The following is a 23,926-nucleotide window of genomic DNA, read 5'->3' on the forward strand; positions in this document are numbered from 1 at the left end:
AGTGAAATATCTATATGGTATATAGATTGTATAGGAACATATTGTAGTTTTTACCTGATTATTTTTTATGAAGGATATCTTGCTTGAGTAATAATATAACAAATAATAATCTTAGAAATATAGCTATTATAGCACATGTTGACCATGGAAAAACAACTTTAGTTGATGCCTTATTTCGTCAAAGTGGTATTTTTCGCGAAGATCAGCAAGTTGATGATCGTGTCATGGATAGAATGGATCTTGAACGTGAAAGAGGTATTACCATTGCAGCTAAGAACTGTGCTGTGACATGGCAAGGTATAAAAATTAATATCATAGATACACCAGGCCATGCTGACTTTGGTGGTGAAGTAGAACGTGCACTTTCAATGGCTGATGGTGCAATTTTACTTGTAGATGCAGCAGAAGGTCCACTTCCTCAAACACGTTTTGTGTTAAAAAAAACACTTGAAGCTGGATTAAAGATTATTGTTATAATCAATAAAATTGATCGAAAAGATGCACGAGTTCAAGAAGTCCTTAATGAAATTTATGATCTTTTTATAGACCTTGATGCAACAGATGAACAGTTAGAATTTCCTGTATTGTACGCTATTGGTAGAAATGGTGTGGCAATGAGAACTTTGGATGATGCACAAGAAGGCCTTGTTCCACTTTTTGAGACTATAATAGAAGTTGTTCCAGGACCTAAATACGATCCTAATGAACCATTCCAAATGCTTGTTTCAGATTTGAGCTATTCAGACTATCTTGGACGTTTATCTGTTGGAAAGATATCTCATGGAAGTGTACATTCAAAAGATGCACTTGTTTGCATGAATGAAGAGGGTGTAGCTATTCCTCTTCGAGTAACAAAATTACAATCATATCAGGGAATAACACTTACAGATATAGAATCTGCAGAACCTGGGGATATTATTGTTATTGCAGGTCTTGAAGATGTTTCTATTGGAGATACTATTTGTACTAAAAATGAAATACGAGTTCTACCAAGGTTAAATATTGATGAACCAACAGTAGCTATGCGTTTTACTATTAATAATTCTCCATTAGTAGGAAAAGAGGGGAAGATTGTTCAGTCAAGAAAAATCAGGGAAAGACTTTTTAAAGAAACACTAACTAATCTTGCTATTAGTGTAGAAGAAGCTGAAGAACGTGATAGTTTTATTGTAAAAGGACGTGGTGAATTTCAATTAGCAATTCTCATTGAAACAATGCGTCGTGAAGGTTTTGAGTTATCTGTTGGTAGACCAGAAGTTATTCTCCAAGAAAAAGATGGTGAACGACTTGAACCTGTTGAGCATTTGTATATTGATTGTGATGAATCCTTTATGGGAGTAGTAACAGAAAAAATTGCTCAAAGAAAAGGACGGATGTTAAACTGTGTTAATAATGGCTCAGGTCGTGTAAGGCTTGAGTTTTCAATACCATCAAGGGGTCTTATTGGATATCGTGATGAATTTCTTACTGATACAAAAGGTACAGGAATTATGAATTCGTTATTATCAGGATATGAGCCCTGGAGAGGAGATTTTCCTAGTCGTTTTACAGGTTCTATTGTTTCAGATAGGGCAGGTTCAGCTGTTGCATATGCATTATTTAATCTTGAACCAAGAGGTGAATTATTTATTGTTTCAGGAGATCCTGTCTATGAAGGAATGATTATAGGTGAGCATAATCGTGATAATGATATAGATGTTAATCCTATAAAAGAGAAAAAGTTAACTAACTTACGTACATCAAGCAAAGATGAAGCTATTATTCTTACTCCAGTAAAACCTATGACTCTTGAAAAAGCATTACATTTTGTAAAGGAAGATGAACTAGTTGAAGTAACACCAATTTCGATTCGTCTAAGAAAAGCAGAATTAAGTGCTCAAAAGAGACATCAAATAGCAGGAAAAAAGAAAACAGGAAAGTAAAGACATATTCTTTTTCTAAGAAATATGTCTTATTGTTGTAGTATTATTTTTTGTTAGACGTTGAATAAAAAGTGAATAATATCACCATCAGTAACAATATAATCCTTACCTTCTGTTCTTAACACTCCAGCATTACGACAGGCTGTTTCAGATTTGTATTGTAGAAAATCCGAAATACTCATGACTTCTGCACGAATAAATCCTCTTTCAAAGTCTGAATGAATAACCCCTGCAGCCTGAGGTGCTTTCCAACCTTTTTCAATTGTCCATGCTCTTACTTCTTTTTCTCCTGCTGTGAAATAACTAATAAGACCTAGTGCATTGTAGCCGGTTTGAATAATTTGAATGAGTCCACTTTCTTTGATATGATAACTATTAAGAATTTCAGCTTGTTCTTCATCTGATAATCCTTGAAGTTCTTCTTCTATTTTTGCACAAATGACAATCATCTCTGTATGGTTCTTTTCTGCAATTTTTTTTACTGAATTTAGATAGTTATTACCGTCAATTAAATTAGTTTCATCTACATTAGCACAGTATATAATACGTTTATCAGTTAGTAAGCCTAACTCTTTCCATAATGAACTTAATTTTTCATTTTTTTTCTCATTAAATGTAGATGCAGGGTTTCCACTATTTAAGTGAAGAAGAAGAAGATTCATTTCTTCAACAGCCACTTTAGCGTCTTTATTATTTTTTGCTATTTTTTGAAGGCGCTCTATACGTTGTGTCACAGTTTGTATATCTGCTAATAAGAGTTCTGTTTCAATGGTTTCAATATCTCTGATGGGGTCAACATTTCCTTCAACATGTGTTATGTTTTCATTATCAAAACAACGTACGACTTGAAGAATAACAGAGCATTCACGTATATGGGCCAAAAATTGATTTCCAAGTCCTTCACCTTTACTTGCACCTTTTACTAGCCCTGCTATATCAATAAAGTCTACAGTTGTTTGAATAACCTTTTGAGGAGAAACTATAGATGCTATTTCTTCAAGGCGGTGATCAGGAACAGGTACAGTGGCTTTGTTAGGTTCAATAGTACAAAATGGATAGTTTGCTGCTTGAGCATTTTGTGCTTTTGTTAACGCATTAAATAAGGTAGATTTTCCTACATTAGGAAGACCTACAATACCAATTTGTAAAGACATAGTTTATCTCCAAACGATTTATACTATTAACTATGATTTGTTAATTAGTACAAAGAAAATAATATGTTTTGTACAAATATAATAAGCTATATTACAGCAATAAGATAGTAAAAAATAATTTGACTTTACTTATAATAAGATAGCTAAGTAATTAGAATTTTTATTTTATTATTATCTATGGTTAGAGAAAAAATTGTTATGTTTATTTTTTGTTAAAAGATATGTTAATATTTAGTTACCATAAAGAAATTATTGATAGTTAGGAGGTGTTATGCAGCGTTGTGGTCTTTATATCATTTGTTTAGTGTTATCTATAGGTATGATAAGTTGTGCAAATTTTAGTGCTTCTTCTTTTGGAGGGAAGCAAATTCGTAGTGCACATATTGTTGAATTTGGAAAAGTCGTTTCTGTAAAACCTGTTGAACTAGAAGGAAATACACCAATTCTAGGTACTATTACTGGTGGAGCTGTTGGTGGTGTTCTTGGTAGTTTAATCGGTGGAGGATCAGGAAGAATATTATCAACTGTTGTTGGTGCTGGAGCAGGGGCTGTTGCTGGAAACATTGCTGAAAGAAAAATTACAACGCAACAAGGTCTCGAAATAGAAGTGAAACTTGATAATGGTCAAATTATTTCTATAGTTCAAGGTGCTGATCAATCTTTTAGTCCTGGCGAACGTGTTCGAGTACTACGTGGAAGTGATGGTTCGGCTCGAGTATCTTCAATATAGAGAACAAAAGTATTAAGTGAAAAAGACAAAATTTGTTAAATAAAAAAACTTGTTACTATTAAGTAACAAGTTTTTTTATAAAAAGAATAACTTTTTTATGATGTTGGTTGTTTTGTTTGTTTTTTCTTAGTAACAACAGGAATTGTTTCGCTAAAAGCTAATGGAAGAACTTCATCTATATGGCTTACAGTATGTATTTTAATCTTTTTCTTTAATTCTTGAGGAATTTCTTCCAGATCTTTTGTATTTTTAGTAGGTATAATAACATGTCCAAGACCTCTTGCAACACCTGCAAGAACTTTTTCTTTTATACCTCCAACAGGAAGGACTCGACCACGGAGGGTAATTTCACCTGTCATACATAAATCTCCACGGACAGATTTACCTGTTAATGCAGAAATAAGTGCTGTTGTTAATGTTACACCAGCTGATGGGCCATCTTTTGGAGTTGCACCTGCAGGGATATGTATATGTATATCCATTGATTTAGCAAAATCTGGTGAGATATTAAGACTAGATGCTTTTGAACGAGCATAACTTAATGCTGCTTGAGCACTTTCTTTCATAACATCACCAAGTTGACCTGTAAGAAGTAAGTTTCCTTTTCCTTTTACTGTAGATACTTCTATATATAAAATTTCTCCTCCTGCTGGTGTCCAGGCAAGTCCTAAGGCAACACCTGGTGGAAGTGTTTTTTCTGTGTCATCATCAATAAATCTTGGTATTCCTAAAAATTTTTCAATTTGGTTTGTAGTAATACGGAATGGTGGTTTTTTCCCTTCAGCTTTTTTTCTTGCAACCTTACGGCATAGAGAACCTATTTCTCTTTCCATATTTCTTAATCCTGCTTCACGAGTATATTCTCTAATAATTTTTTCAAGGCAGGTGTCAGAAATGATAAGCTCGTTTTCTTTTAGTCCATTTTCTTTTAATTGTTTGGGTAGAATATACTTACGAGCTATAGCAAGTTTTTCCTGTTGGGTATAGCCAGGTAATGATATGATTTCTAATCTATCCTTTAGTGCTGCAGGAATATGTTCTAAGTGATTTGCTGTGCATAAAAAAAGGACTTTTGATAAATCAAATGGTACATTGAGGTAGTGATCACTAAAGTTATGGTTTTGCTCTGGATCTAATGCTTCAAGTAATGCAGAAGATGGATCTCCACGAAAATCATTCCCTAGTTTATCTATTTCATCCAAGAGAATAACAGGATTTTTAGTTCCTGCTTGTTTCATAGCTTGAATAAGCCTTCCTGGCATTGCACCAATATATGTGCGTCTATGGCCACGAATTTCAGCTTCATCATGCATACCACCAAGAGAGATCCTTTGAAATTTTCTTCCAAGTGACTTAGCAATAGAGCGTCCAAGTGACGTTTTACCTACACCAGGAGGTCCTGCGAAACAAAGAATAGGACCTTTTGACTTTGGATTAAGTTTTCGTACACTGAGATATTCAAGAATACGATCTTTGATTTTTACAAGTCCATAGTGATCTTCATTTAAGATTGTTTTTGCTTTATGAATATCTAGTTGGTCTTTGGATGTTTTTTTCCATGGAAGCTCAGCAATCCAATCAAGATAGGTACGAATTACACCAGCTTCTGCTGAATCGGCATGCATTGTTGAAAGCCTACGAAGCTGTTTATCGACTTCTTTACGTACTTCTGCTGGTAATCCAGCTTTGTTTAAGGCACTAGAAACTTCTTCAATTTCTTCATCAGCATCAATAGCATCACCTAGTTCTTTACGGATAGCTTTAAGTTGCTCTCTTAGAAAGTAGTCTTTTTGAGCTTTATCCATACCTTCACGAGCAGAAGTTTGGATTTTTACTTGCATTGTTGCAACTTCAGCTTCATGGGTAAGGTGTGTAATGACAAGGTGAAGTCGATCTATAGGTTCAAGACATTGAAGTATTTCTTGTGCTTCTTCTGTTTTGAGTCGAAGATTGGCTGCAATTAGATCTGCAAGTCTTCCTGGTTCATTCACATTAGAAAGAACTCCCATAATTTCGCCAGTAGGAATACCTCTTAATGCTAGTATTTTTTCGCATTGTTCACGAGCATAACGGAGAAGAGCTTCCTGTTCTGTTGGCTTTACGGTAGGTTGAGGTTCTTGGAGTAACTCAACTGTTGCTGTAAGATAGCCATCTTCATTATGGATCGTAAGACACCTAGCTCTAGAGATACCTTGTACAAGAGCTTTTAGACGTCCATCAGGCATTTTAAGAAGACGAAGAATAAGAGCAACAGTTCCTACGGAATAGAGATCTTCTTCTGTAGGATTTTCTATTTGTGAATCTTTTTGGGCACAGAGAAAAATATGTTGTCCATGTGTAGTAGCAGATTCAACAGCTTGAATAGAACGTTCTCTTCCCACAAATAAAGGAACAATCATATAGTTAAATACAACAACATCTCTTAGGGGCAAAATAGGGATACTCGATGGAATTTCTTGTGGCTGAACATCATCTTCTGTCCCAGCATTTATTTTCATCGCCCCCTCCTCTTGCTGTTGTTCTGTTTCTTGATTGTATGGTGCAAGAGAATTTTTGGCAATACTATCATCATTTGTATCAAAAGTCATAATATATTCCTAAGTATACGGGATTATACTTTTGGTTTTACAGTAACCCATCATTTCGGATACTGTAACAATTTTTTTCTGTCACAATAATATGATCAATTAACCGTAAGTTTATACTTTGTGCAATATGTTCTAAGTGGCGTGTAATTTCTATATCAAAACTTGATGCATTTGAAGAGCCCCCAGGATGATTATGTACTAATATAAACCCACTTGCTTTCCTTTTTAAGACTATTTCTATTGTATCTCTTGGATATAGAGGTGAACTCCCTATGGTTCCTTTACTTAACCTTTCCCAGCTTATAAGTCTGTTTTGTGTATCAACAGTTGCAATCCATACTTCTTCATGAGGACAACCTGTAAATCTTGCTTTAGCTATTTCTGCTACAATTTTAGGTGTACATAATTGAATTTTTTCTCTCACAGGTGTTTCAGCATAACGTGCAAAAATTTCACGTATAAGTTTCCAAAATGCACTTAGAGCTTCACCGAATTGAGGAATAGTTTCAAGTTCACCTGGGAATGCATCAAGTGCACCTCTTATTGAGCCAAATTGTTGTAATAATTTTTTAGCCAATGGCTTTGTGTCCTTGCGTAAATGTACATATCCTAAAAATAATTCTAAAAGTTCATATTCTGCCATCTCAGATGGGTCATTACATAACCGTTTTCTGAGTCTAGCTCGATGACCAAGGTGATGAGGCTTGTCATTTGGCATAAATTAGCTAGTCCTTGTATCTCAAGGGAAAATAACACTATATCCTATAAGCCCTCTTGTCGTCTATAGAAGATTGGGCATTATCTGCTGATATCTATGATGTTTCTTGAGCCTTGGTAAAAAGTGGTAACAGTGTAGAAATAAGTGTTTCAAGTGCCTGTATGGAAGAACCTTCTCCTGATTTAACTGTAACCTCAGCAAAATAAAGGGCATCCCACATTTTTGTTATTCCTTTTATTCCAATATATTTTGCAAGTTGTGTTTTTTTAGATAATTCGTTTGGATAACCTGTTACAGTTTCTCCCATAAGTAGTTGCCATAATGTTTTGGCTTCTCTTTGTAGCATAGTAAGAATAAAAAAGAGTGGATCTTCTTCTTTTTGTTGTTCATGTAAGATAGATGTCCATACTTGTAATGCATTACCTGATTCAAGCTGTTTTAAGAATATAAAAATATCAAATGTATTTGCTGTATGACTGATTACATTTAATTGTTGAGTAGAGATAGGTAAGCTATCAGAATGAGATAGCTTAATTTTTAAAAGTTCAGACTTTATAGTTGCAGCATCAGTAGGTAAAAGATTTGAAAGTGTTTCTAATGTATGGGGTTCAAACGTAAGTCCTATGCTTGTAGCTTGTGTTTTTATAAATTGTTTTAAATTGCGTTCATCAACACCAGGAGAGCTCCATATCCATTTTTGTTTTTGTGCAAAAATAAAACATGGAAGTTTTTGGATATGAGCAGGAAGTTTAGGTTGTCTTTTTTCCCATGGAGCTTCTAAACAAAATATAAGCCATAGATATTGGTTTGGTTTGCTAATAATTGATGAAATATTTTTCCATATATCAACAGGAAGAAGGTGTGCGTTTCGGAGGACAACTATTTGTTTATTTGTAAAAAGATTTTGTAATGTAAGGTTGTCCCAAAATTTTTTTGGTAATTCTTCATCTCCCCAGTACACAGATTTTTCCCACTTATTTGACACATATTGAGCAGTAACTAGTTCCTCTAATTGCTGTTGAAGAATTGTACTATCTGGACATATACAGAATATGAATCCTTGATGAATCATAAGATAAGTGAAATTAAAGATTAAAAAGGTTGTTGAATTTGATCTATTGCTCTTCGTGTTGTCATGAATATGACTTCTTGAATAGCTTGTTCTTCATTAGCATGTTCATAGTTTTCACTATAAATTACAGGTCCTGAACTCCAAATTTCTGTATTAGTTTTTCCGTCAAAAATAATGAGCTCCATATTGACAGTTGCTGTAAATAGTAAGTTATGTTGTTTATATTCTCCAGCACTTCTTATTTGAAATGAGTTTATACGTACAGTAAGAGTGAAGTCTGAAGGTCCAGAGTCAACCCAAATAGCAAGCTTTCGTGCATTAATATCATTACGAACTTGTGTTCGTATCATATAAGGAAGCCATGGGTAGAGTGTCGATTGTTCGATATTGTTCATACAAAGAGTTTTTGTTCCATCACCAAGAATAGTGCGTTTAGAAAGGTATCCTTCTTGCCCTTGCCAAGTGTACCCACAACCAGTTAAAAATATTGATATATAAAACCATAAGGGGATACAATAAAAAGTAGTTGTAATTTTTTTGTTATACATTGAGCTACTCTTATGTTGTAACTATATTTATGATTTTGTTTGGAATAATAATATGTTTTTGAATCGTTTTTCCTTCAAGGTATTGAGTAATCTTTGTATCATTAAAAATAATGTGTTCTAATTCTTCTTTGGAGAGATCCATTGGTACTTCAAATTTATTTCGAACTTTCCCATTTATTTGAACAACTATTGTTACAACATCTTTTAAAAGGGCCTGGGGATCCCATTTTGGCCAAGGTTCTAAACTAATAGACGTTGAGTGCCCTAAATAACTCCATAATTCTTCACAAATATGAGGAGTCATTGGTGATAATAAAGTAAGCACAGTTGCTATAGCAGATGAAAGTATATTTTTCCCTTCAACTGTAAGAATAAGTTCATTTTTTGAGAGATAAAGCGTATTTACAAACTCCATTATTGAAGCAATAGCTGTATTAAATTGGTATTTGTTTTCTATATCTTCACTAACTTTTTTTATGGTTATATGTTCTTTTCTTTTTACATCTTTTGTAAGGGCAGTAGTTGTTTCTATAACTGTTGAGTTACCAGCATGTGTTGTATGTATGTGTGGTTGTACATCAATAAAAAGTCTCCAAACTCTATGCAGAAATCTATAAGAACCTTCAATCCCTGAGTCACTCCAGTCAAAGTCTCTTTCAGGAGGGGCAGCAAATAAACAAAAAAGACGTATAGTATCAGCGCCATATATATTTATCATTTGATTTGGATCAACTATATTCCCTTTAGATTTTGACATCTTAGAACCATCTTTTATAACCATTCCTTGAGTAAGTAATTTTGCAAATGGTTCATTTATATTGGAGGGTAAGTAACCTAAATCTCTAAGAAGTTTTGTGAAAAAACGAGAATATAGTAGATGAAGAATAGCATGTTCAACGCCACCAATATATTGGTCTACATTGAGCCAATATTTTGCTATTGATGTATCAAATGGTTGTTTTGTATTTTTAGGATCTACAAAACGAGCAAAGTACCATGATGAATCAACAAACGTATCCATAGTGTCTGTTTCTCTTTTGGCAATTCCACCACATTGAGGGCACATACAATCTATGAAGCTTGACTCTTGAGGTAATGGGGAGCTTCCATCTTCATTAATGGTAATATTAGTGGGAAGGATAACAGGTAATTCGTTTTTAGGAACAGAAACAACACCACAGTTTTTACAGTATATAATAGGGATAGGTGTTCCCCAATAACGTTGTCGAGAGATATTCCAATCTCGTAATCTCCAAGAAACAACCCTTGTTGCTTTACCTATCTTTTCAAGATATTGAGTAATTTTTTCTTTTGCTTCTTTGTTAGTAAGACCTGTAAATTGCCCTGAATGTATAAGCGTTCCTAAACCAGTCCATGGTTCAACTATTGTATGTTCATTTATTTGAAGTTCATCTGGCTGTATAACAATAGAAATGGGTAGATTATATTTTTTACAAAAATCAAAATCACGTTGATCATGGGCTGGTACAGCCATAATAGCTCCTGTACCATAGTCTGCTAATACAAAATTACCAATCCAGATGGGTATTTTATCTCCAGAACAAGGATTGATACAATAACGATCAATAAAAATACCTTCTTTTGTGAGTAGATTAGATTGACGTTCTAATCTATCCATATTTCTCATTTTTTCGATAACATTATATAGTTTTTCTTTTTGCGGAGTATCATTAAGTAAGGTTTCTAATATAGGATGTTCTGGAGCAAGAATAATAGCTGTTGCTCCAAAAATTGTATCAGGTCGTGTTGTGAAAATAGTAATGAAGTCTTGAGAGGATTCAATAGGAAAAGAAATTTCTACACCTGTGGATTTCCCAAGCCAATTTTCTTGCATAGTTATAACACGATCTGGCCAGGAATATTTAAGAGTTGTAAGATCATCTAATAGCTCTTCAGCATAATCTGTAATTTTTAAAAACCATTGTGTTAGTTCTTTTTGAATAATAGATGTATCACATCTCCAGCAACTTCCTTCAATAACTTGTTCATTTGCTAGTACAGTATTGCAAGATGGACACCAGTTCTGAGGAGCTTTTTTTCGATAAACTAGTCCTTTTTCAAAGCAGTCAACAAAAAAAAGTTGTTCCCATTGATAATAGTCAGGATCACATGTTGCTATTTCTCTTTGCCAGTCATATGAATACCCTAATCTTTTCAGTTGGGCACGCATTTCATTAATATTTGTATACGTCCAATCTGCAGGTTGTGTATGATGTTTTATTGCAGCAAGTTCTGCTGGAAGACCAAAAGCATCCCATCCCATAGGGTGAAGGACATTATATCCTTGCATTCTTTTAATACGGGCAATAACATCACCTATAGAATAATTTCTGACATGTCCCATATGAATGTTTCCAGAAGGGTAAGGCCACATTTCAAGTACATAATATTTTTTTTTATTAGGATCTATGTCACAAGCATAGGCGTGTTGTTCTTCCCAGTAACGCTGCCATTTCTTTTCAATAATGTTAGGATCATAATTAGAATGCATTATCATAGAGTTTATCTTAATTTTTATCTATATAGTTGATTTTTTCTGTTTCAATAGCTTTTATTATAGCGTCTAAAATACCATTTATAAACTTTCTAGCTTTTTCGTCTCCAAAACAAGTAGCTAGTTCTAATGCTTCGTTAAGAGATACTTTAGGAGGAACGTCTGGACAATAATACATTTCAAATGTAGCAATACGTAGTAATGTTAATTCTATCTTACCTAATCGATCGACTCGCCAATTTTGAGAAAATTGACTTATTATTTTGTCAAGTCTAGTTACATTACGCCAGACTCCCTCAACAAGTTGCCAAGAAAAACTTATTTGTGTATCTAATTCAGTTATTATACCAGTATTTCTTTCTTCTAATGGGTTAGGTAGATTAAGAAAGATTTCTTTGAGGGTTTCAATTGTATTTATTTGAGTAAAATGGAGACTATAAAGAACTTGAAAAGCTTTAGTTCGGTCTATTCGTCTAGAATGTTTTTTATTAGCAGGCATTTTTTTTGCCTATGAAATTTTTTGGATCACACGGATACTTTCAAGGACAGCTAATGTAGCATCTGATCCTTTATTCCCAGCTTTTGAGCCAGCACGTTCAATAGCTTGTTCAATAGTATCTGTAGTAAGAACACCAAAACCTATAGGGACGTCTGTTTGGAGTGAAACATTGACTACACCTTTAGTAGCTTCACTAGCAACATAGTCAAAATGAGGTGTTGAACCACGTATAATGGCACCTAAAATAATGATACCATCAAATTTTGATGTTAATGAAAGTTTTTTACATACAAGAGGTAGTTCCATTGCTCCTGCGACACGAACAATTGTAATATTTTCTTTTGTTCCTCCATGGCGTAGAATACAATCAATAGATCCAGAAATAAGACGATCAACAACAAAGTCATTAAATCTACTTGCAAGAATAGCAAACCGAAGTCCTGAAGCATCATAATGTCCTTCTATTACATTTAGTTGTCCCATTTCATTCTCCTTTATTAAAGTTAGTTATAATAAGCCATACTATAATTATCTGTTAAACTTTTTTATGAAGAATTGATAGTAACAGGTTAACTCCTTTGACATGTTGTACATAGATGTAATAAGTGTCCTAATTTTTCTTGTTTTGTACGTAGATATGATAAGTTAGTCCTAGAACTTGCTATTTCAAGTGGAACACGTTCAGTAATATGTATTCCATATCCTTCAAGTCCAATAACTTTTCGAGGATTATTTGTGAGTATACGCATACGCTTAATACCTAAATCTACAAGTATTTGGGCTCCAACTCCATAATCTCTAAGGTCTGGTTTAAACCCTAATTTTTGATTAGCTTCAACTGTATCATATCCTTTATCTTGAAGAGCATAGGCCTTAATTTTATTAGCAAGTCCAATTCCTCGGCCTTCTTGCCTCATATATACAAGGACACCTCGACCTTCACGTTCAATTTGTCTTAATGCTGCAGAAAGTTGTCCACCACAGTCACACCTAAGAGAGTCTAAAACGTCTCCTGTAAGGCATTCACTATGTACTCTTACTAATACAGGACTATCATCCTCTGTATTGTTAACATTACCTTTTATTATAGCAAGATGAGTGTCTGAATTAATGCCATTTTCATAAGCAATCACTTCAAATGTACCAAATTTTGAAGGTAAGTTAGCTCTAGCAACCTGCTTTACAGTAAGCTTACCAAGCTTCATCTTATAACGAATTATATCGCTAATAGTAGTTATTTTTAAGTTATACTTAGATGCAAAGATTTCTAAATCAGACATACGAGCCATTGAACCATCATCATTAAGTATTTCACAAATAATAGCTGCTGGCTTTAAACCTGCAAATTGTACTAGATCTACACTTCCTTCTGTATGGCCTGCTCGAGTAAGGACACCACCAGGTTGAGCGCGTAGTGGAAACATATGACCTGGAGTGACAATATCTTCAGGTTGTACGTTATCATCAATAGCAGTCAATGCAGTATGTGCTCTATCAGCTGCTGAGATACCTGTTGTTACTCCTTGTCGTGCTTCTATTGATACAGTAAAATTTGTACCAAACTTTGAATTGTTTACTTGTGACATAGGAGGGAGCTTTAACTTATCTATGAGCGTAGATTCCATAGGAAGACAAACAAGACCTCTGGCATATTTTGTCATAAAATTAATATGCTCTGGTGTAACATGTTGTGCTGCAATCACGAGATCGCCTTCGTTTTCACGATCTTCGTCATCAACAAGTATAATCATATTCCCTTGGCGAATATCTTGGATGGCATCCTCAACACTATAAATAGACATATTGAGATCTCTTTTTTTCTTTAATAAAAACCATGCTTATGTAAAAAATCTAAAGTGATATTTGTAGTTTTGTTTTCATTAGAATGTATAGAAGATATGATAGGATTTAGCATGTTGTAAATATATTTTGCTATAATGTCAGTTTCCATATTTACATGTGTACCTACTTTCCAATTTGAAATAGTTGTTATATTCCATGTTGCAGGAATAATATTAACTTCAAGAAAACCAGAGCCACAATTATTTACAGTTAAGCTAATTCCATCTAATGTAACAGAACCTTTAGAAACAACTTCTTTACTAAATTTTGAAGGAAAAATAAGTTTAATACAGTTTGATTTACCTTGTTTTTCTATAGATTGAACAGTAGCAACACAATCAATATGGCCTGTTACAATATGTCCATTTAAGCGTTCACCAACAGCAATAGATTGTTCTAAATTAACAGAATTTCCAACAACCAATTTACCAAGGTTTGTTCTTTGGAGTGTTTCTAAAGAGGCGTATACAGTAAAAGTAGTGCTTGTATATTGTTCAACAGTAAGACATGTACCATTTATAGCAATGGATTCACCTGTGGAGATAATTTTTAGAGGGAAAAGTGGTTCTACTGTAATACGTACTTCTTTACCATAATGGTTAATAGAGTAAATATTTCCACAACCTTGAGTAACACCTGTAAACATAGATTACATTTCCGGCCTAAAAGTGAGATGGATATCTGAACCTGATAATTCCATTGTATGTATTTTGAGGGAAATAGCATCATGTATAGTTAATGGATTTCTACCATTAACTATAGGTAATGCATTGTTATCTCCTAAAATTTTAGGAGATAAATAAATATGAAGTTCATCAACAAGATTAGCTTTGAGAAGTGAACTTCCTAATTTCCCTCCACCTTCACATAACATATAAAGACATCCTTGTGTTGACCTTATATGTTCTGTAATATCTGTCAAGATAGCAGATAGATCAGGTGACCAATTTTTTAATGTAACTATTTTAACACCTTTTTTACGTAGTGTTGTTGCCTGTTGTGTTGATCCGCTTTGTGGCGTTGTATAAATAATGGTTTCTGTTGGCCTACTATTAAAAAGATAGATATCTTGTTGTTCAGGAAGTGTTGATGTAATAATTATAGCTAATGGTTGTTGTATCTTATTATTATTATTATTATTACGACAAGTTAGTTGAGGATTATCGAGTTTTAATGTATTACCGCCAATTAAAATAGCACCTCCTACTTTTCCAACATTCTCTCTTAACTTATGAACTTTTTGTCGAGATACTTCAGATGAAATCCATTTAGAATGTCCAGTACTAGTAGCAATTTTACCATCTAGCGTAGTTGCAAGCTTTAGTAATATATATGGACGAGAAGTGTTTTGCCATGTTATAAAATCAGCAATTAGTGCTTGGCATTCTTTTTCTAAGATTCCTACTTCGACAGTTATACCTGCAGATGTTAATGTATGTACACCACCCGAGGCAAGAGTAGTAGGATCTTTTGTACCTATTATAACATGCTTTATATTGTTATCAATGATGGCTTTTGTACAAGGAGGTGTCTTACCATAATGATTACAAGGTTCAAGTGTTGTAATAAGTGTACAGTCTGAAAGATTAATATGTTTATTTTTTGCATCATTAATACAAAGAACCTCAGCATGTGGTCCTCCATATAAAGAGTGAAAACCTTCTGCAACAATCTTTCCATTTTGGATTAATACAGAGCCTACAACAGGGTTAGGTGCTGTATCCCATCGACCTTTTTCGGCAATGCTTATAGCATATTTCATAGCATAATCATATGGATGATTCACTTGTAAACTCAAAGGTAGAATTATTTTGTTTAGATGTAAGTTGAATTAATTCAACTCCAGCTTCATTAAGCATTTTTTTTGCAAGTTCGTCAGGGTATGGAATAGTATACCAAATAGTAGTAATATTGCAATTAATAAGCATTTTTGAACAAATAAGACATGGTTGATGTGTACAATATACTTCAGCATTATTTAATGATATAGCATGGATAGCAGCTTGGATAATAATATTTTGTTCTGCATGTAAACCACGACAAATTTCATGTCGTTGACCTGAAGGAATGCCTAGTTGATCTCTTAGACAACCTACCTCTGAAGCATGAGGAAGTTTTGATGGTGCTCCATTATAGCCTGTTGCTAAAATCCTTCTTTCTTTGACAGCAATTGCACCAACTTTTTTACGAAGACATGTCGAACGTTCTGCCACTAAATGAGCAATACCCATAAAGTAGTCAGACCAAGATAAGCGGGACATATCAAATCCTTACATTTGTATCACTAAAAAAAGATGAAGAAAGATAATGAATATCTGACTCTTTCTTCATTTTTACCATGAAAAGAGTGGAAATTGACGAGCAAAATAAGTAACTTCTTTATTTATTTCTTTAAGTTGAGTTTCGTTATTGATATTATTAAGAGCAGTAACAATCCAGTTAGCAACCTTTATCATATCTTGTTCACATAAACCTCGAGTTGTTAAAGCTGGTGTGCCAATACGAATACCAGATGTTACAAAAGGAGAAAGTGTTTCAAAAGGAACTGTATTTTTATTTACAGTAATGCCAGCTTGATCAAGAGCTTTTTCTGCATCTTTACCTGTAATTTTTTTATTTGTTAAGTCAATTAATAGAAGATGATTATCTGTTCCTCCAGAAACAAGGTTAAAACCAGCATCCAAAAGTTGTTTTGCAAGGGTTTTAGCATTTAAGATTACTTGTTTTTGGTAAGTTACAAAGCTAGCTTTTGAAGCTTCTCCTAATGCTACTGCTTTTGCTGCAATAACGTGCATAAGTGGCCCACCTTGTATCCCAGGGAAAATTTGGCTATTGATTACCTTCCCCATATCTTCTGTAGAAAGAATCATACCACCACGAGGACCACGTAGTGTTTTATGTGTAGTAGTTGTTGTTATATGTGCGTATGGTATTGGAGAAGGGTGTAAGTTTGTAGCTACAAGCCCAGCAATATGTGCCATATCTACAAGAAGTTTTGCTCCTATTGTATCAGCAATTGAACGAAATTTAGAAAAGTCAATAATACGTGGATAAGCACTAGCTCCAGCTACAATCAGTTGTGGTTTATGTTTTTCTGCAAGCTTTGCTACTTCTTCATAGTCAATAAGTCCTGTCTCTTTGTTGACACCATACGATACAATATTAAAAAGTCGACCTGAAAAGTTTACAGGACTTCCATGAGTTAAATGTCCTCCATGAGATAAATTCATACCTAAGATTGTATCCCTAGGCTTAATGAGAGCAAAATAAGCTCCCATATTAGCTTGACTTCCAGAGTGGGGTTGGACATTAGCATATTCACTATGAAAAAGTGCTTTAGCACGTTCTATCGCTAAATTTTCAGCTATGTCGACATATTCACAACCACCATAATAACGCTTCCCAGGATAACCCTCAGCATATTTATTTGTTAAAATTGTTGATTGTGCTTCTCGAACTGCAGTTGAAGCAATATTTTCAGATGCAATAAGTTCAAGCTTATCTATTTGTCGGCCACTTTCTAAGATAATTGCTTGGGCTAATTCAGGGTCTTGAAGTATTATTTGATCCATTTCAATATCCTTCAACCTAAGAAAAAAGAGTGGTTGTTTTTATAAAAATATTTAATTAATATAAAGGATTAGCATTCAAATTTTTTTAAAATTAAACTAGCATTTGTACCACCAAAACCAAAAGAATTACTTAATACATATTGAGGGTTAAGTTCTTGTGGTCCATTAGGCATATAGTTGAGATCACAATTTGGATCAGGTGTAGTATAGTTAATAGTTCCAGGTACTATACCTGTATATAGAGACATTACAGAAAAGACAGCCTCAATACCACCAGCAGCACCAAGCAAATGACCAATTTGAGATTTATTACTACAAATAGCTATGTTGTATGCATGATTACCAAATGTTTTTTTAATAGCAACTGTTTCATACATATCATTGAGGAAAGTTGAAGTTCCATGTGCATTAATGTGAGTAATTTTTTCAGGTGCTATTTGAGCATTTTTTAATGCTTGTTTCATAGCAAAACTCATTCCTTCAGCATCTTCTCCTGGTGCTGTCATGTGACTTGCATCATCTGATGTACCAAAGCCAATAACTTCAGCATAAATTTTTGCTCCACGAGCTTTAGCATGTTCAAGTTCTTCTAACATAAGATAACCAGTACCTTCTCCTGCAACAAATCCATCACGGTTTTTATCAAAAGGTCTTGATGCTTGAGTTGGCATATCATTATATTTTGTTGAGAGAGCTTTTAATGCTGAAAACCCTGAGATACAAAGTTTTGTAATTGTTGATTCAACACCACCAGTAATGCAAGCAATACAACGACCTAACTGAATTTCAGAGTATGCAAGACCAATAGCATGTGTTCCTGAAGCACAAGCACTTGTTACAACAAAATTAGAACCTTTTGCTCCAGTAAAAATAGCTACTTGTCCGGGAGCCATATTGGATATAAGCATAGGAATCATAAATGGAGATATCCTATTAGGTCCTACTTCTTGAAGTTTTTCATGAAAAACTTCAATAGTTTTTAGACCACCCAATCCAACACCAAGAATAATTCCTACTTGATAAGCATTTGCTTCTGTGATTTGAAGTCCAGAATCTTTTATGAGTTCACTAGCACTAGCTACAGCAAATTGCACAAAACGGTCCATCCGTTTACTTTGTTTTGGAAGGATACCATAGTTCTCAGGATTAAATTGTTTTACTTCACCAGCAATCTTGCATGCGTATTCACTAGCATCAAAGAGCGTTATAGGTGCTATTCCTGATTCTCCTGCTAAGAGCTTACTCCAACTTTCTTTAAGATTATTACCTAAAGGGGTTATAGCAGAAAGCCCAGTTACTACAACACGTTTTTGGCTCATGTATACTCCTTAAAATTAATCAAGCGCCTCATGATTAGGAGAGACGCTCTGACACAACACATAAAAACTTAGTTTAGCTAGACATTGTCCTGTACACTATTAATATAATCAATAGCATCTTTTACTGTAAGAATTTTTTGTGCATCTTCATCAGCAATTTCAAGATCAAAAGCTTCTTCCATAGCCATAATTAGTTCTGTTAAGTCAAGAGAGTCTGCTCCTAAATCTTCTATAAACGATGCTTCAGGCTTTATTTCTTCAGCAGAAACACCAAGTTGTTCTATAATTATTTTTTTGACTTTTTCTTCAACAGACATGAATAAGATCCTCCAACTTTTTAGTCATTTTAATGTTATGAGACTATATTTAATATTTAGATTTTTTAGGTTTTAATAAAAGATAGGAATAGTAAAAAGACATCAACAATACATACCACCATTTACTGCAAGAATTTGTCCTGTAATATAACCAGCACCTGGAGATACTAAAAAAAGTATAGCTTCTGCAATATCTTCAGGTGTTCCCAATCTTTTTAAAGGAATAGATTCTTGATATGCTTTTTGTACATCATCACTAAGAGTTGCTGTCATATCAGTAGCAATAAATCCAGGAGCTACAGCATTCACTGTAATATTCCGACTAGCAAGTTCTTTAGCAGCAGACTTTGTTATTCCAATTAAGCCAGCCTTTGCTGCTGCATAGTTTACCTGACCTGCATTACCAGATTGCCCAACTACAGAAGTAACATTTATAATACGTCCATATCGTTGTTTTGTCATTATTTTCGCTGCTTCACGCATACATATAAATGCACCTCTAAGATTCACGTCTATCACTTGATCAAAGTCTTCATTTTTCATCCGTAATAAAAGAGTATCTTTTGTTATTCCTGCGTTATTAACAAGTACAGAAAGGTTTACTTGTTCTTTAACTTCTGTATTAAAAAAGCGAGTAATATCATCGGCATTACTAACATCAAGGTTGAACATTTTTGCTTTTCCACCTTGGGATTGTATCTGTTTTATAACAGATTCAGCTTCTTCAGATTTACTAACATATGTAATAAATACTTGATAACCTGCTTTTGCTAGTGAAAGTGCCGTAGCTTTACCAATACCTCTTGAGCCACCTGTTACTATAGCTGTAGAGATTAAATTAGCCATAAGATATACCTCACTTCTTGTTTGTCTACTTAGCCTAAAGTAAAAGGAAATTCAACAAGATATTTTTTCTTTTTTAAGGTTAAATTTTTTGGGTACATATAAATATGATTAATAAAAGTTAAGTATAGCTGCACCCCATGTGAAACCTCCACCAAATGTTGCTAAAAGAACACGCATTCCTGACTGAATACGTTGCTGTTTTATTGCATCTGCAATAGCTAGTGGAATGGATGCAGCAGATGTATTACCATATTTATCTAAAGTTATAAATGTTTTTTCATGAGGAATAGAGAGTCTAGAAGCTGCAGCTTCAATGATACGTTGGTTTGCTTGATGTGGAATAAAAAGATCAATGTCTTTAAAAGACAAATCATGTTTTTGAAGAATAGTAGTGCAAACTTCTGTAAGATTTCTAACAGCATGTTTAAAAACTTCTTGTCCTTCCATTTTAATAAAAAATGTGTCGTCAATTGTATCACCTAAATTATACTTCTTTGATGTTCCTCCTCCAACAGTAAGTAAAGAAGTATATGATCCATTTGCATAACAGACTGTGTCCTGAACTTCAGCTATTGTTGAAAGTGTTTTTTTTCCTTTTAAAACTAAAGCTCCGGCACCATCTCCAAAAAGAATACATGTACTTCTATCTTTCCAATTTACACGTTTGGATAGAGCATCTGAACCAATAAGAAGGATACATGCTGTAGGGTCATTAGCAATATGTTGAACAATATTAAGACCATAAATGAAACCTGAACAAGCTGCATTTATATCAAAAGCCATAGGTCCAACTATTCCTAATTTTTTACTTATTACACATGCTGTGTTTGGACACAAAAAGTCAGGAGTACAAGTTGCAACTATAAGGTGACTAATACTATCTGTAGTAATTTTTGCATTTTCTAAAGCTAGTTTTGCTGCAATATAACCTGCATCTGAAGTGTTTTCATAGTCGTTAAGTATATAGCGAGATTTAATTCCTGTTCTAGTGACAATCCAATCATTTGTTGTGTCTACAAGCTGACATAAATCTTCGTTTGTAAGAATAGTAGAAGGGGTGTAGGAACCAATTCCTTCAATATAAAGTGAGTTTGTTGTGAAAGGGATATTCATTTATTAATACTTTATTATAATAGAATTTAAAAATAAACTATCAATTATGGTTAGATTCACTGCATTGATAGTACAAATTGGCTAGCAGGAATGACCAAAACGGGTTAGTTCTTCATTAAGACCAATAGAATCTATTAGGCGTTTATTTGTTTCTTTTTGTTCAAAAAGAACAGCCATTTTAGTTGCATTACATATAGCTTTTTCATTAGAGGATCCATGACTAACAATAAAAATACCTTTTAATCCTAAAAGTGGAGCACCGCCATATTCTGCATAATCAATAAGTTTTGAAAAGTTTTTAAAAGCATTTTTAGCAAGGAATGTTCCAATTTTTGAAAAAATCCCAGAAGAAAATAGTTCTTTTCTTAAAACACGACTTAAAGATGAGCTTAAACCCTCACTTAATTTTAATGCAACATTACCAACAAAACCATCACATATGGTGACATCAACATTTCCAGTAAAAAGATCTCGTCCTTCAACATTTCCAGTAAAATTAATATCTTTTGCCATTTTTAAAAGTTCATAAGCTTCTTTTACTTGTGTATTTCCTTTTCCTTCTTCTTCACCAATACTAAGAATACCTACTCGTGGAGATTGAATATTTAATAAATCACAAGCAAAAGTATGTCCCATAAGACCAAATTGAAAAAGGTGATATGGTTTACAGTCAACTGTAGCTCCAACGTCAAGTAATATAAGAGGATTTTTTTCAGTAGGCAGGATTGAAGCTAATGCAGGTCGCTCTACACCTGTGATACGACCTATAATAAACATCCCACATGCAACAGATGCTCCAGAGTGTCCAGCACTTACAATACCATTCGCTAAACCCTCTTTAACAAGTCGACAAGCAATCTGAATAGAGGAGTTTTTTTTCCTTCGAAGAATATCGGAAGGTTTTTCATCCATGTTTGCTACATCAGATGCATGAACAATTTCTATTTTTGTATTTTTTACTTGAAGTAATGCAAGTTGATCTTCAATTTCAGGTGTATTTCCAACAAGTATAATTTTTGCTCCTGTTATTTGGGCAGCTTTAACTGCTCCAGGAACAACTACAGATGGACCATAATCTCCACCCATTGCATCAATAGCAATTGTAATACTATGACTGTTGAGCATTGATTGTTTTAGGCTTTGTAACTTGACGGTTACGATAGACACCACAGTTTGGGCAAGCTGTATGAGGAATAGATGGTTCTCCACATCCTGTACAGTATATAATAGTAGGTATAGCTACTCTGTCATGAGCACGACGCATTCCTTTTCTTGAACGTGATTTTTTATTTTGTTGAACAGCCATTAAGGCACTCCTTACAATTTATTAAAATTAATAGATGGATCTTATTTAATTACTATATTTTTAAATGCTGCAAGACGTGGATCACCTTCGTCTTTGCTACAATTGCAAGTTTCTTTATTGAGATCCTTACCACAACTATAACATAATCCATTACAGTCAATATTACAAAGTGGTTTACTTGGTAATGAAAGGACAAATTCTTCCCATAAAATTTCAGCTAGGTTAACCTCAATTATTCCATTGGACTGACGTATAATATTTTCATTTATATCTTTATTAATAACCTCTTTCCCATCTATATTAAGAGTTGGAAGAGGCTCAACATCTCTAAAAGTATGTTGAATAGTTATTAAAACGTCAGTAGTACACCTATTACAAGGCATGACTATTTTCCCAGAAATTGATCCATCTACCATGCATCCATTTTCTTGTAATGTTACTGTAATTATACCAGAAAACGGTTGAACAAGTTTACAATCCATATTGAATTGTTTAATAGAATTTTCCCATATTGATGGAGAGTCAAGAACAAATTTTTTGCTCTCTGATGTATCAAGTTTAACCCAGAATGAGTCCATCTTTATAACCTCATGAACAGCAGTCTTTACCTGTTGTCATTAGTGGTGTCAAGCTTGTTTGTAACTAATGAAAATATATAGGTGAGAGATAAAGCTAATATAACTTGTTACTTATTTTTTTGTATTAAAAAATAAGGTAGCAAGTTTTCTGTGTGGGGAGGGTAAAGGAATTGTTTGTAGCTCTTTTTGAGAAACCCATCGATAGCTTGAAGCTGAGAGTCTGGTTGGGTTTGGTAATACAACAGAAAGCGTATTAGTTATATTTTGTGAAAAGCAAATATCAAAACAATAAAGAGTAATATGATAATGAGTATAGTTATGAATAATTGTTGTAATAATGTTTTCTATTTGAATAGAAAATCCCAGTTGTTCATTCCAGTTGCGAATAATAGCACTTTCTGGCGTTTCTCCAGTTTCTATGCATCCATTAGGGAATTCCCATAGTCTTCCCCAGATATTGTTGTCCAATCGTTGCTGAATAAATATTTTTTGATTACATTGTAGAATGCCTGTAACCATTTTAAGGCGAGTCGTTGGAGTTTTTTTAGCTAATACTGGACGACTAAGTTGTGTCCCATTTATTCTAGAATTACACATACTATAGACTGGACATATAAGACACATTGGTTTTTTTTTACAAACAAGTGCTCCAAGTTCCATAACTGACTGATTAAAGTCACGTGCATTCTTTTTTGGCATGAGTTGCTTGACTAAATCATACAGTTTACTTTTTGTAGGCTCTTTTTTTATATGAGTGTTAATATCAAAAATTCTTGATAGTACTCGTTCTACGTTGCCATCAATACAAGGAAAATCTTGGTTAAAGGCTGTACTAGCAATTGCACCAGCTGTATAAGGACCAATTCCTGGTAATTCTAAAATATCTTCATATCGTTCAGGAAATGTTCCATTATATTTATGCATAATGACTTGTGCAGCAGACTGAAGATGCCTTACTCTTCTATAATAACCAAGACCTTCCCATGCAGATAATAATTTTTCTTCAGGTGCATAGGCTACAGAAGCAATATCAGGGAACTGTTTTATCCAACGTAAAAAATACTCAACACCTCTATCCATTTGTGTTTGCTGCATCATAACTTCAGCAATCCATACATGATAGGGGAGATATGTTTCACGCCAAGGAAGAGCTCTTTTATTTTTATAAAACCAGTTAAGCAAAGCTTGTTGTATTTCTTTCACAATATAGATCTTTAGTAATAATTAATTACATTTATTTTACTATTGCTAATATAGTCTATTGTTGATTATTTTATATTTTTAGAC

Annotated in this window: 23 protein-coding genes; 2 read left to right on the forward strand and 21 right to left on the reverse strand. The window is 33.8% G+C overall.

Annotation, left to right across the window (positions count from 1 at the left end):
* The first annotated feature begins 83 nt into the window (after positions 1-83).
* A complete protein-coding gene (typA, locus tag LI_RS00805) occupies positions 84-1,922 on the forward strand; it encodes a translational GTPase TypA (RefSeq protein ID WP_011526228.1) in 1,839 nt (612 codons plus the stop codon).
* A 53-nt stretch (positions 1,923-1,975) separates the two neighbouring features.
* Here typA and ychF read toward each other — a convergent pair whose 3' ends face one another.
* The gene (gene ychF / locus LI_RS00810; RefSeq protein ID WP_011526229.1) at positions 1,976-3,076 is read right to left on the reverse strand and encodes a redox-regulated ATPase YchF; all 1,101 of its coding nucleotides are present in this window, start codon (positions 3,074-3,076) and stop codon (positions 1,976-1,978) included.
* 271 nt (positions 3,077-3,347) lie between these two features.
* On the opposite strand from ychF, the gene LI_RS00815 reads away from it, so the two are divergent.
* Positions 3,348-3,806: an outer membrane lipoprotein gene (locus LI_RS00815; RefSeq protein WP_011526230.1), complete on the forward strand. Its 459-nt coding sequence runs from the start codon at positions 3,348-3,350 to the stop codon at positions 3,804-3,806.
* 95 nt (positions 3,807-3,901) lie between these two features.
* Here LI_RS00815 and lon read toward each other — a convergent pair whose 3' ends face one another.
* From lon to mutY, 20 genes are all read right to left on the reverse strand, one after another.
* Positions 3,902-6,394: an endopeptidase La gene (lon, locus tag LI_RS00820; RefSeq protein ID WP_011526231.1), complete on the reverse strand. Its 2,493-nt coding sequence runs from the start codon at positions 6,392-6,394 to the stop codon at positions 3,902-3,904.
* A 37-nt stretch (positions 6,395-6,431) separates the two neighbouring features.
* The gene (locus tag LI_RS00825) at positions 6,432-7,112 is read right to left on the reverse strand and encodes a JAB domain-containing protein (protein ID WP_011526232.1); all 681 of its coding nucleotides are present in this window, start codon (positions 7,110-7,112) and stop codon (positions 6,432-6,434) included.
* 94 nt (positions 7,113-7,206) lie between these two features.
* The gene (gene holA / locus LI_RS00830) at positions 7,207-8,184 is read right to left on the reverse strand and encodes a DNA polymerase III subunit delta (protein WP_011526233.1); all 978 of its coding nucleotides are present in this window, start codon (positions 8,182-8,184) and stop codon (positions 7,207-7,209) included.
* Positions 8,185-8,204: 20 nt separating this feature from the next.
* Positions 8,205-8,732 (reverse strand): LPS assembly lipoprotein LptE, encoded by a 528-nt coding sequence (locus LI_RS00835; protein ID WP_011526234.1) that lies wholly within the window; start codon positions 8,730-8,732, stop codon positions 8,205-8,207.
* A gap of 10 nt (positions 8,733-8,742) precedes the next feature.
* Positions 8,743-11,250 carry a leucine--tRNA ligase gene (gene leuS / locus LI_RS00840; protein ID WP_011526235.1) on the reverse strand — a complete coding sequence of 836 codons (2,508 nt, stop codon included), beginning with the start codon at positions 11,248-11,250 and terminating at the stop codon, positions 8,743-8,745.
* A 10-nt stretch (positions 11,251-11,260) separates the two neighbouring features.
* On the reverse strand, positions 11,261-11,746 hold the full coding sequence (gene nusB / locus LI_RS00845) for a transcription antitermination factor NusB (RefSeq protein ID WP_011526236.1): 486 nt from the start codon (positions 11,744-11,746) through the stop codon (positions 11,261-11,263).
* 9 nt (positions 11,747-11,755) lie between these two features.
* Positions 11,756-12,229, reverse strand: coding sequence for a 6,7-dimethyl-8-ribityllumazine synthase (gene ribH / locus LI_RS00850; protein WP_011526237.1), 474 nt, complete (start codon positions 12,227-12,229; stop codon positions 11,756-11,758).
* 86 nt (positions 12,230-12,315) lie between these two features.
* A complete protein-coding gene (locus LI_RS00855) occupies positions 12,316-13,548 on the reverse strand; it encodes a bifunctional 3,4-dihydroxy-2-butanone-4-phosphate synthase/GTP cyclohydrolase II (RefSeq protein WP_015353676.1) in 1,233 nt (410 codons plus the stop codon).
* Positions 13,549-13,568: 20 nt separating this feature from the next.
* Positions 13,569-14,234: a riboflavin synthase gene (locus LI_RS00860; RefSeq protein ID WP_011526239.1), complete on the reverse strand. Its 666-nt coding sequence runs from the start codon at positions 14,232-14,234 to the stop codon at positions 13,569-13,571.
* Between the two features lie 3 nt (positions 14,235-14,237).
* Positions 14,238-15,374, reverse strand: a complete 1,137-nt coding sequence (gene ribD / locus LI_RS00865; RefSeq protein ID WP_015353677.1) for a bifunctional diaminohydroxyphosphoribosylaminopyrimidine deaminase/5-amino-6-(5-phosphoribosylamino)uracil reductase RibD — start codon at positions 15,372-15,374, stop codon at positions 14,238-14,240.
* Positions 15,358-15,849 carry a deoxycytidylate deaminase gene (locus tag LI_RS00870; RefSeq protein ID WP_015353678.1) on the reverse strand — a complete coding sequence of 164 codons (492 nt, stop codon included), beginning with the start codon at positions 15,847-15,849 and terminating at the stop codon, positions 15,358-15,360. The genes ribD and LI_RS00870 overlap by 17 nt, the downstream gene beginning before the upstream one ends.
* Positions 15,850-15,921: 72 nt before the next feature.
* Complete coding sequence (glyA, locus tag LI_RS00875) at positions 15,922-17,160, reverse strand: serine hydroxymethyltransferase (protein ID WP_011526241.1); 1,239 nt, start codon at positions 17,158-17,160, stop codon at positions 15,922-15,924.
* 68 nt (positions 17,161-17,228) lie between these two features.
* Entirely contained in the window at positions 17,229-18,479 is a 1,251-nt protein-coding gene (gene fabF / locus LI_RS00880) for a beta-ketoacyl-ACP synthase II (protein WP_011526242.1), read from the reverse strand.
* Positions 18,480-18,556: 77 nt separating this feature from the next.
* Positions 18,557-18,796 (reverse strand): acyl carrier protein, encoded by a 240-nt coding sequence (gene acpP, locus LI_RS00885; RefSeq protein ID WP_015353679.1) that lies wholly within the window; start codon positions 18,794-18,796, stop codon positions 18,557-18,559.
* A 102-nt stretch (positions 18,797-18,898) separates the two neighbouring features.
* Entirely contained in the window at positions 18,899-19,642 is a 744-nt protein-coding gene (gene fabG / locus LI_RS00890) for a 3-oxoacyl-[acyl-carrier-protein] reductase (RefSeq protein WP_011526243.1), read from the reverse strand.
* A 108-nt stretch (positions 19,643-19,750) separates the two neighbouring features.
* Positions 19,751-20,755 (reverse strand): beta-ketoacyl-ACP synthase III, encoded by a 1,005-nt coding sequence (locus tag LI_RS00895; RefSeq protein WP_011526244.1) that lies wholly within the window; start codon positions 20,753-20,755, stop codon positions 19,751-19,753.
* An 81-nt stretch (positions 20,756-20,836) separates the two neighbouring features.
* On the reverse strand, positions 20,837-21,880 hold the full coding sequence (gene plsX, locus LI_RS00900) for a phosphate acyltransferase PlsX (protein ID WP_011526245.1): 1,044 nt from the start codon (positions 21,878-21,880) through the stop codon (positions 20,837-20,839).
* Positions 21,864-22,061, reverse strand: a complete 198-nt coding sequence (gene rpmF, locus LI_RS00905) for a 50S ribosomal protein L32 (RefSeq protein ID WP_015353680.1) — start codon at positions 22,059-22,061, stop codon at positions 21,864-21,866. The genes plsX and rpmF overlap by 17 nt, the downstream gene beginning before the upstream one ends.
* Positions 22,062-22,102: 41 nt before the next feature.
* Positions 22,103-22,639, reverse strand: coding sequence for a DUF177 domain-containing protein (locus tag LI_RS00910; RefSeq protein WP_011526246.1), 537 nt, complete (start codon positions 22,637-22,639; stop codon positions 22,103-22,105).
* Positions 22,640-22,750: 111 nt separating this feature from the next.
* Positions 22,751-23,842 (reverse strand): A/G-specific adenine glycosylase, encoded by a 1,092-nt coding sequence (gene mutY / locus LI_RS00915; protein ID WP_011526247.1) that lies wholly within the window; start codon positions 23,840-23,842, stop codon positions 22,751-22,753.
* Positions 23,843-23,926 lie beyond the last annotated feature (84 nt).

It is taken from the genome of Lawsonia intracellularis PHE/MN1-00 (assembly GCF_000055945.1).
GTDB classification, from domain to species: domain Bacteria; phylum Desulfobacterota; class Desulfovibrionia; order Desulfovibrionales; family Desulfovibrionaceae; genus Bilophila; species Bilophila intracellularis.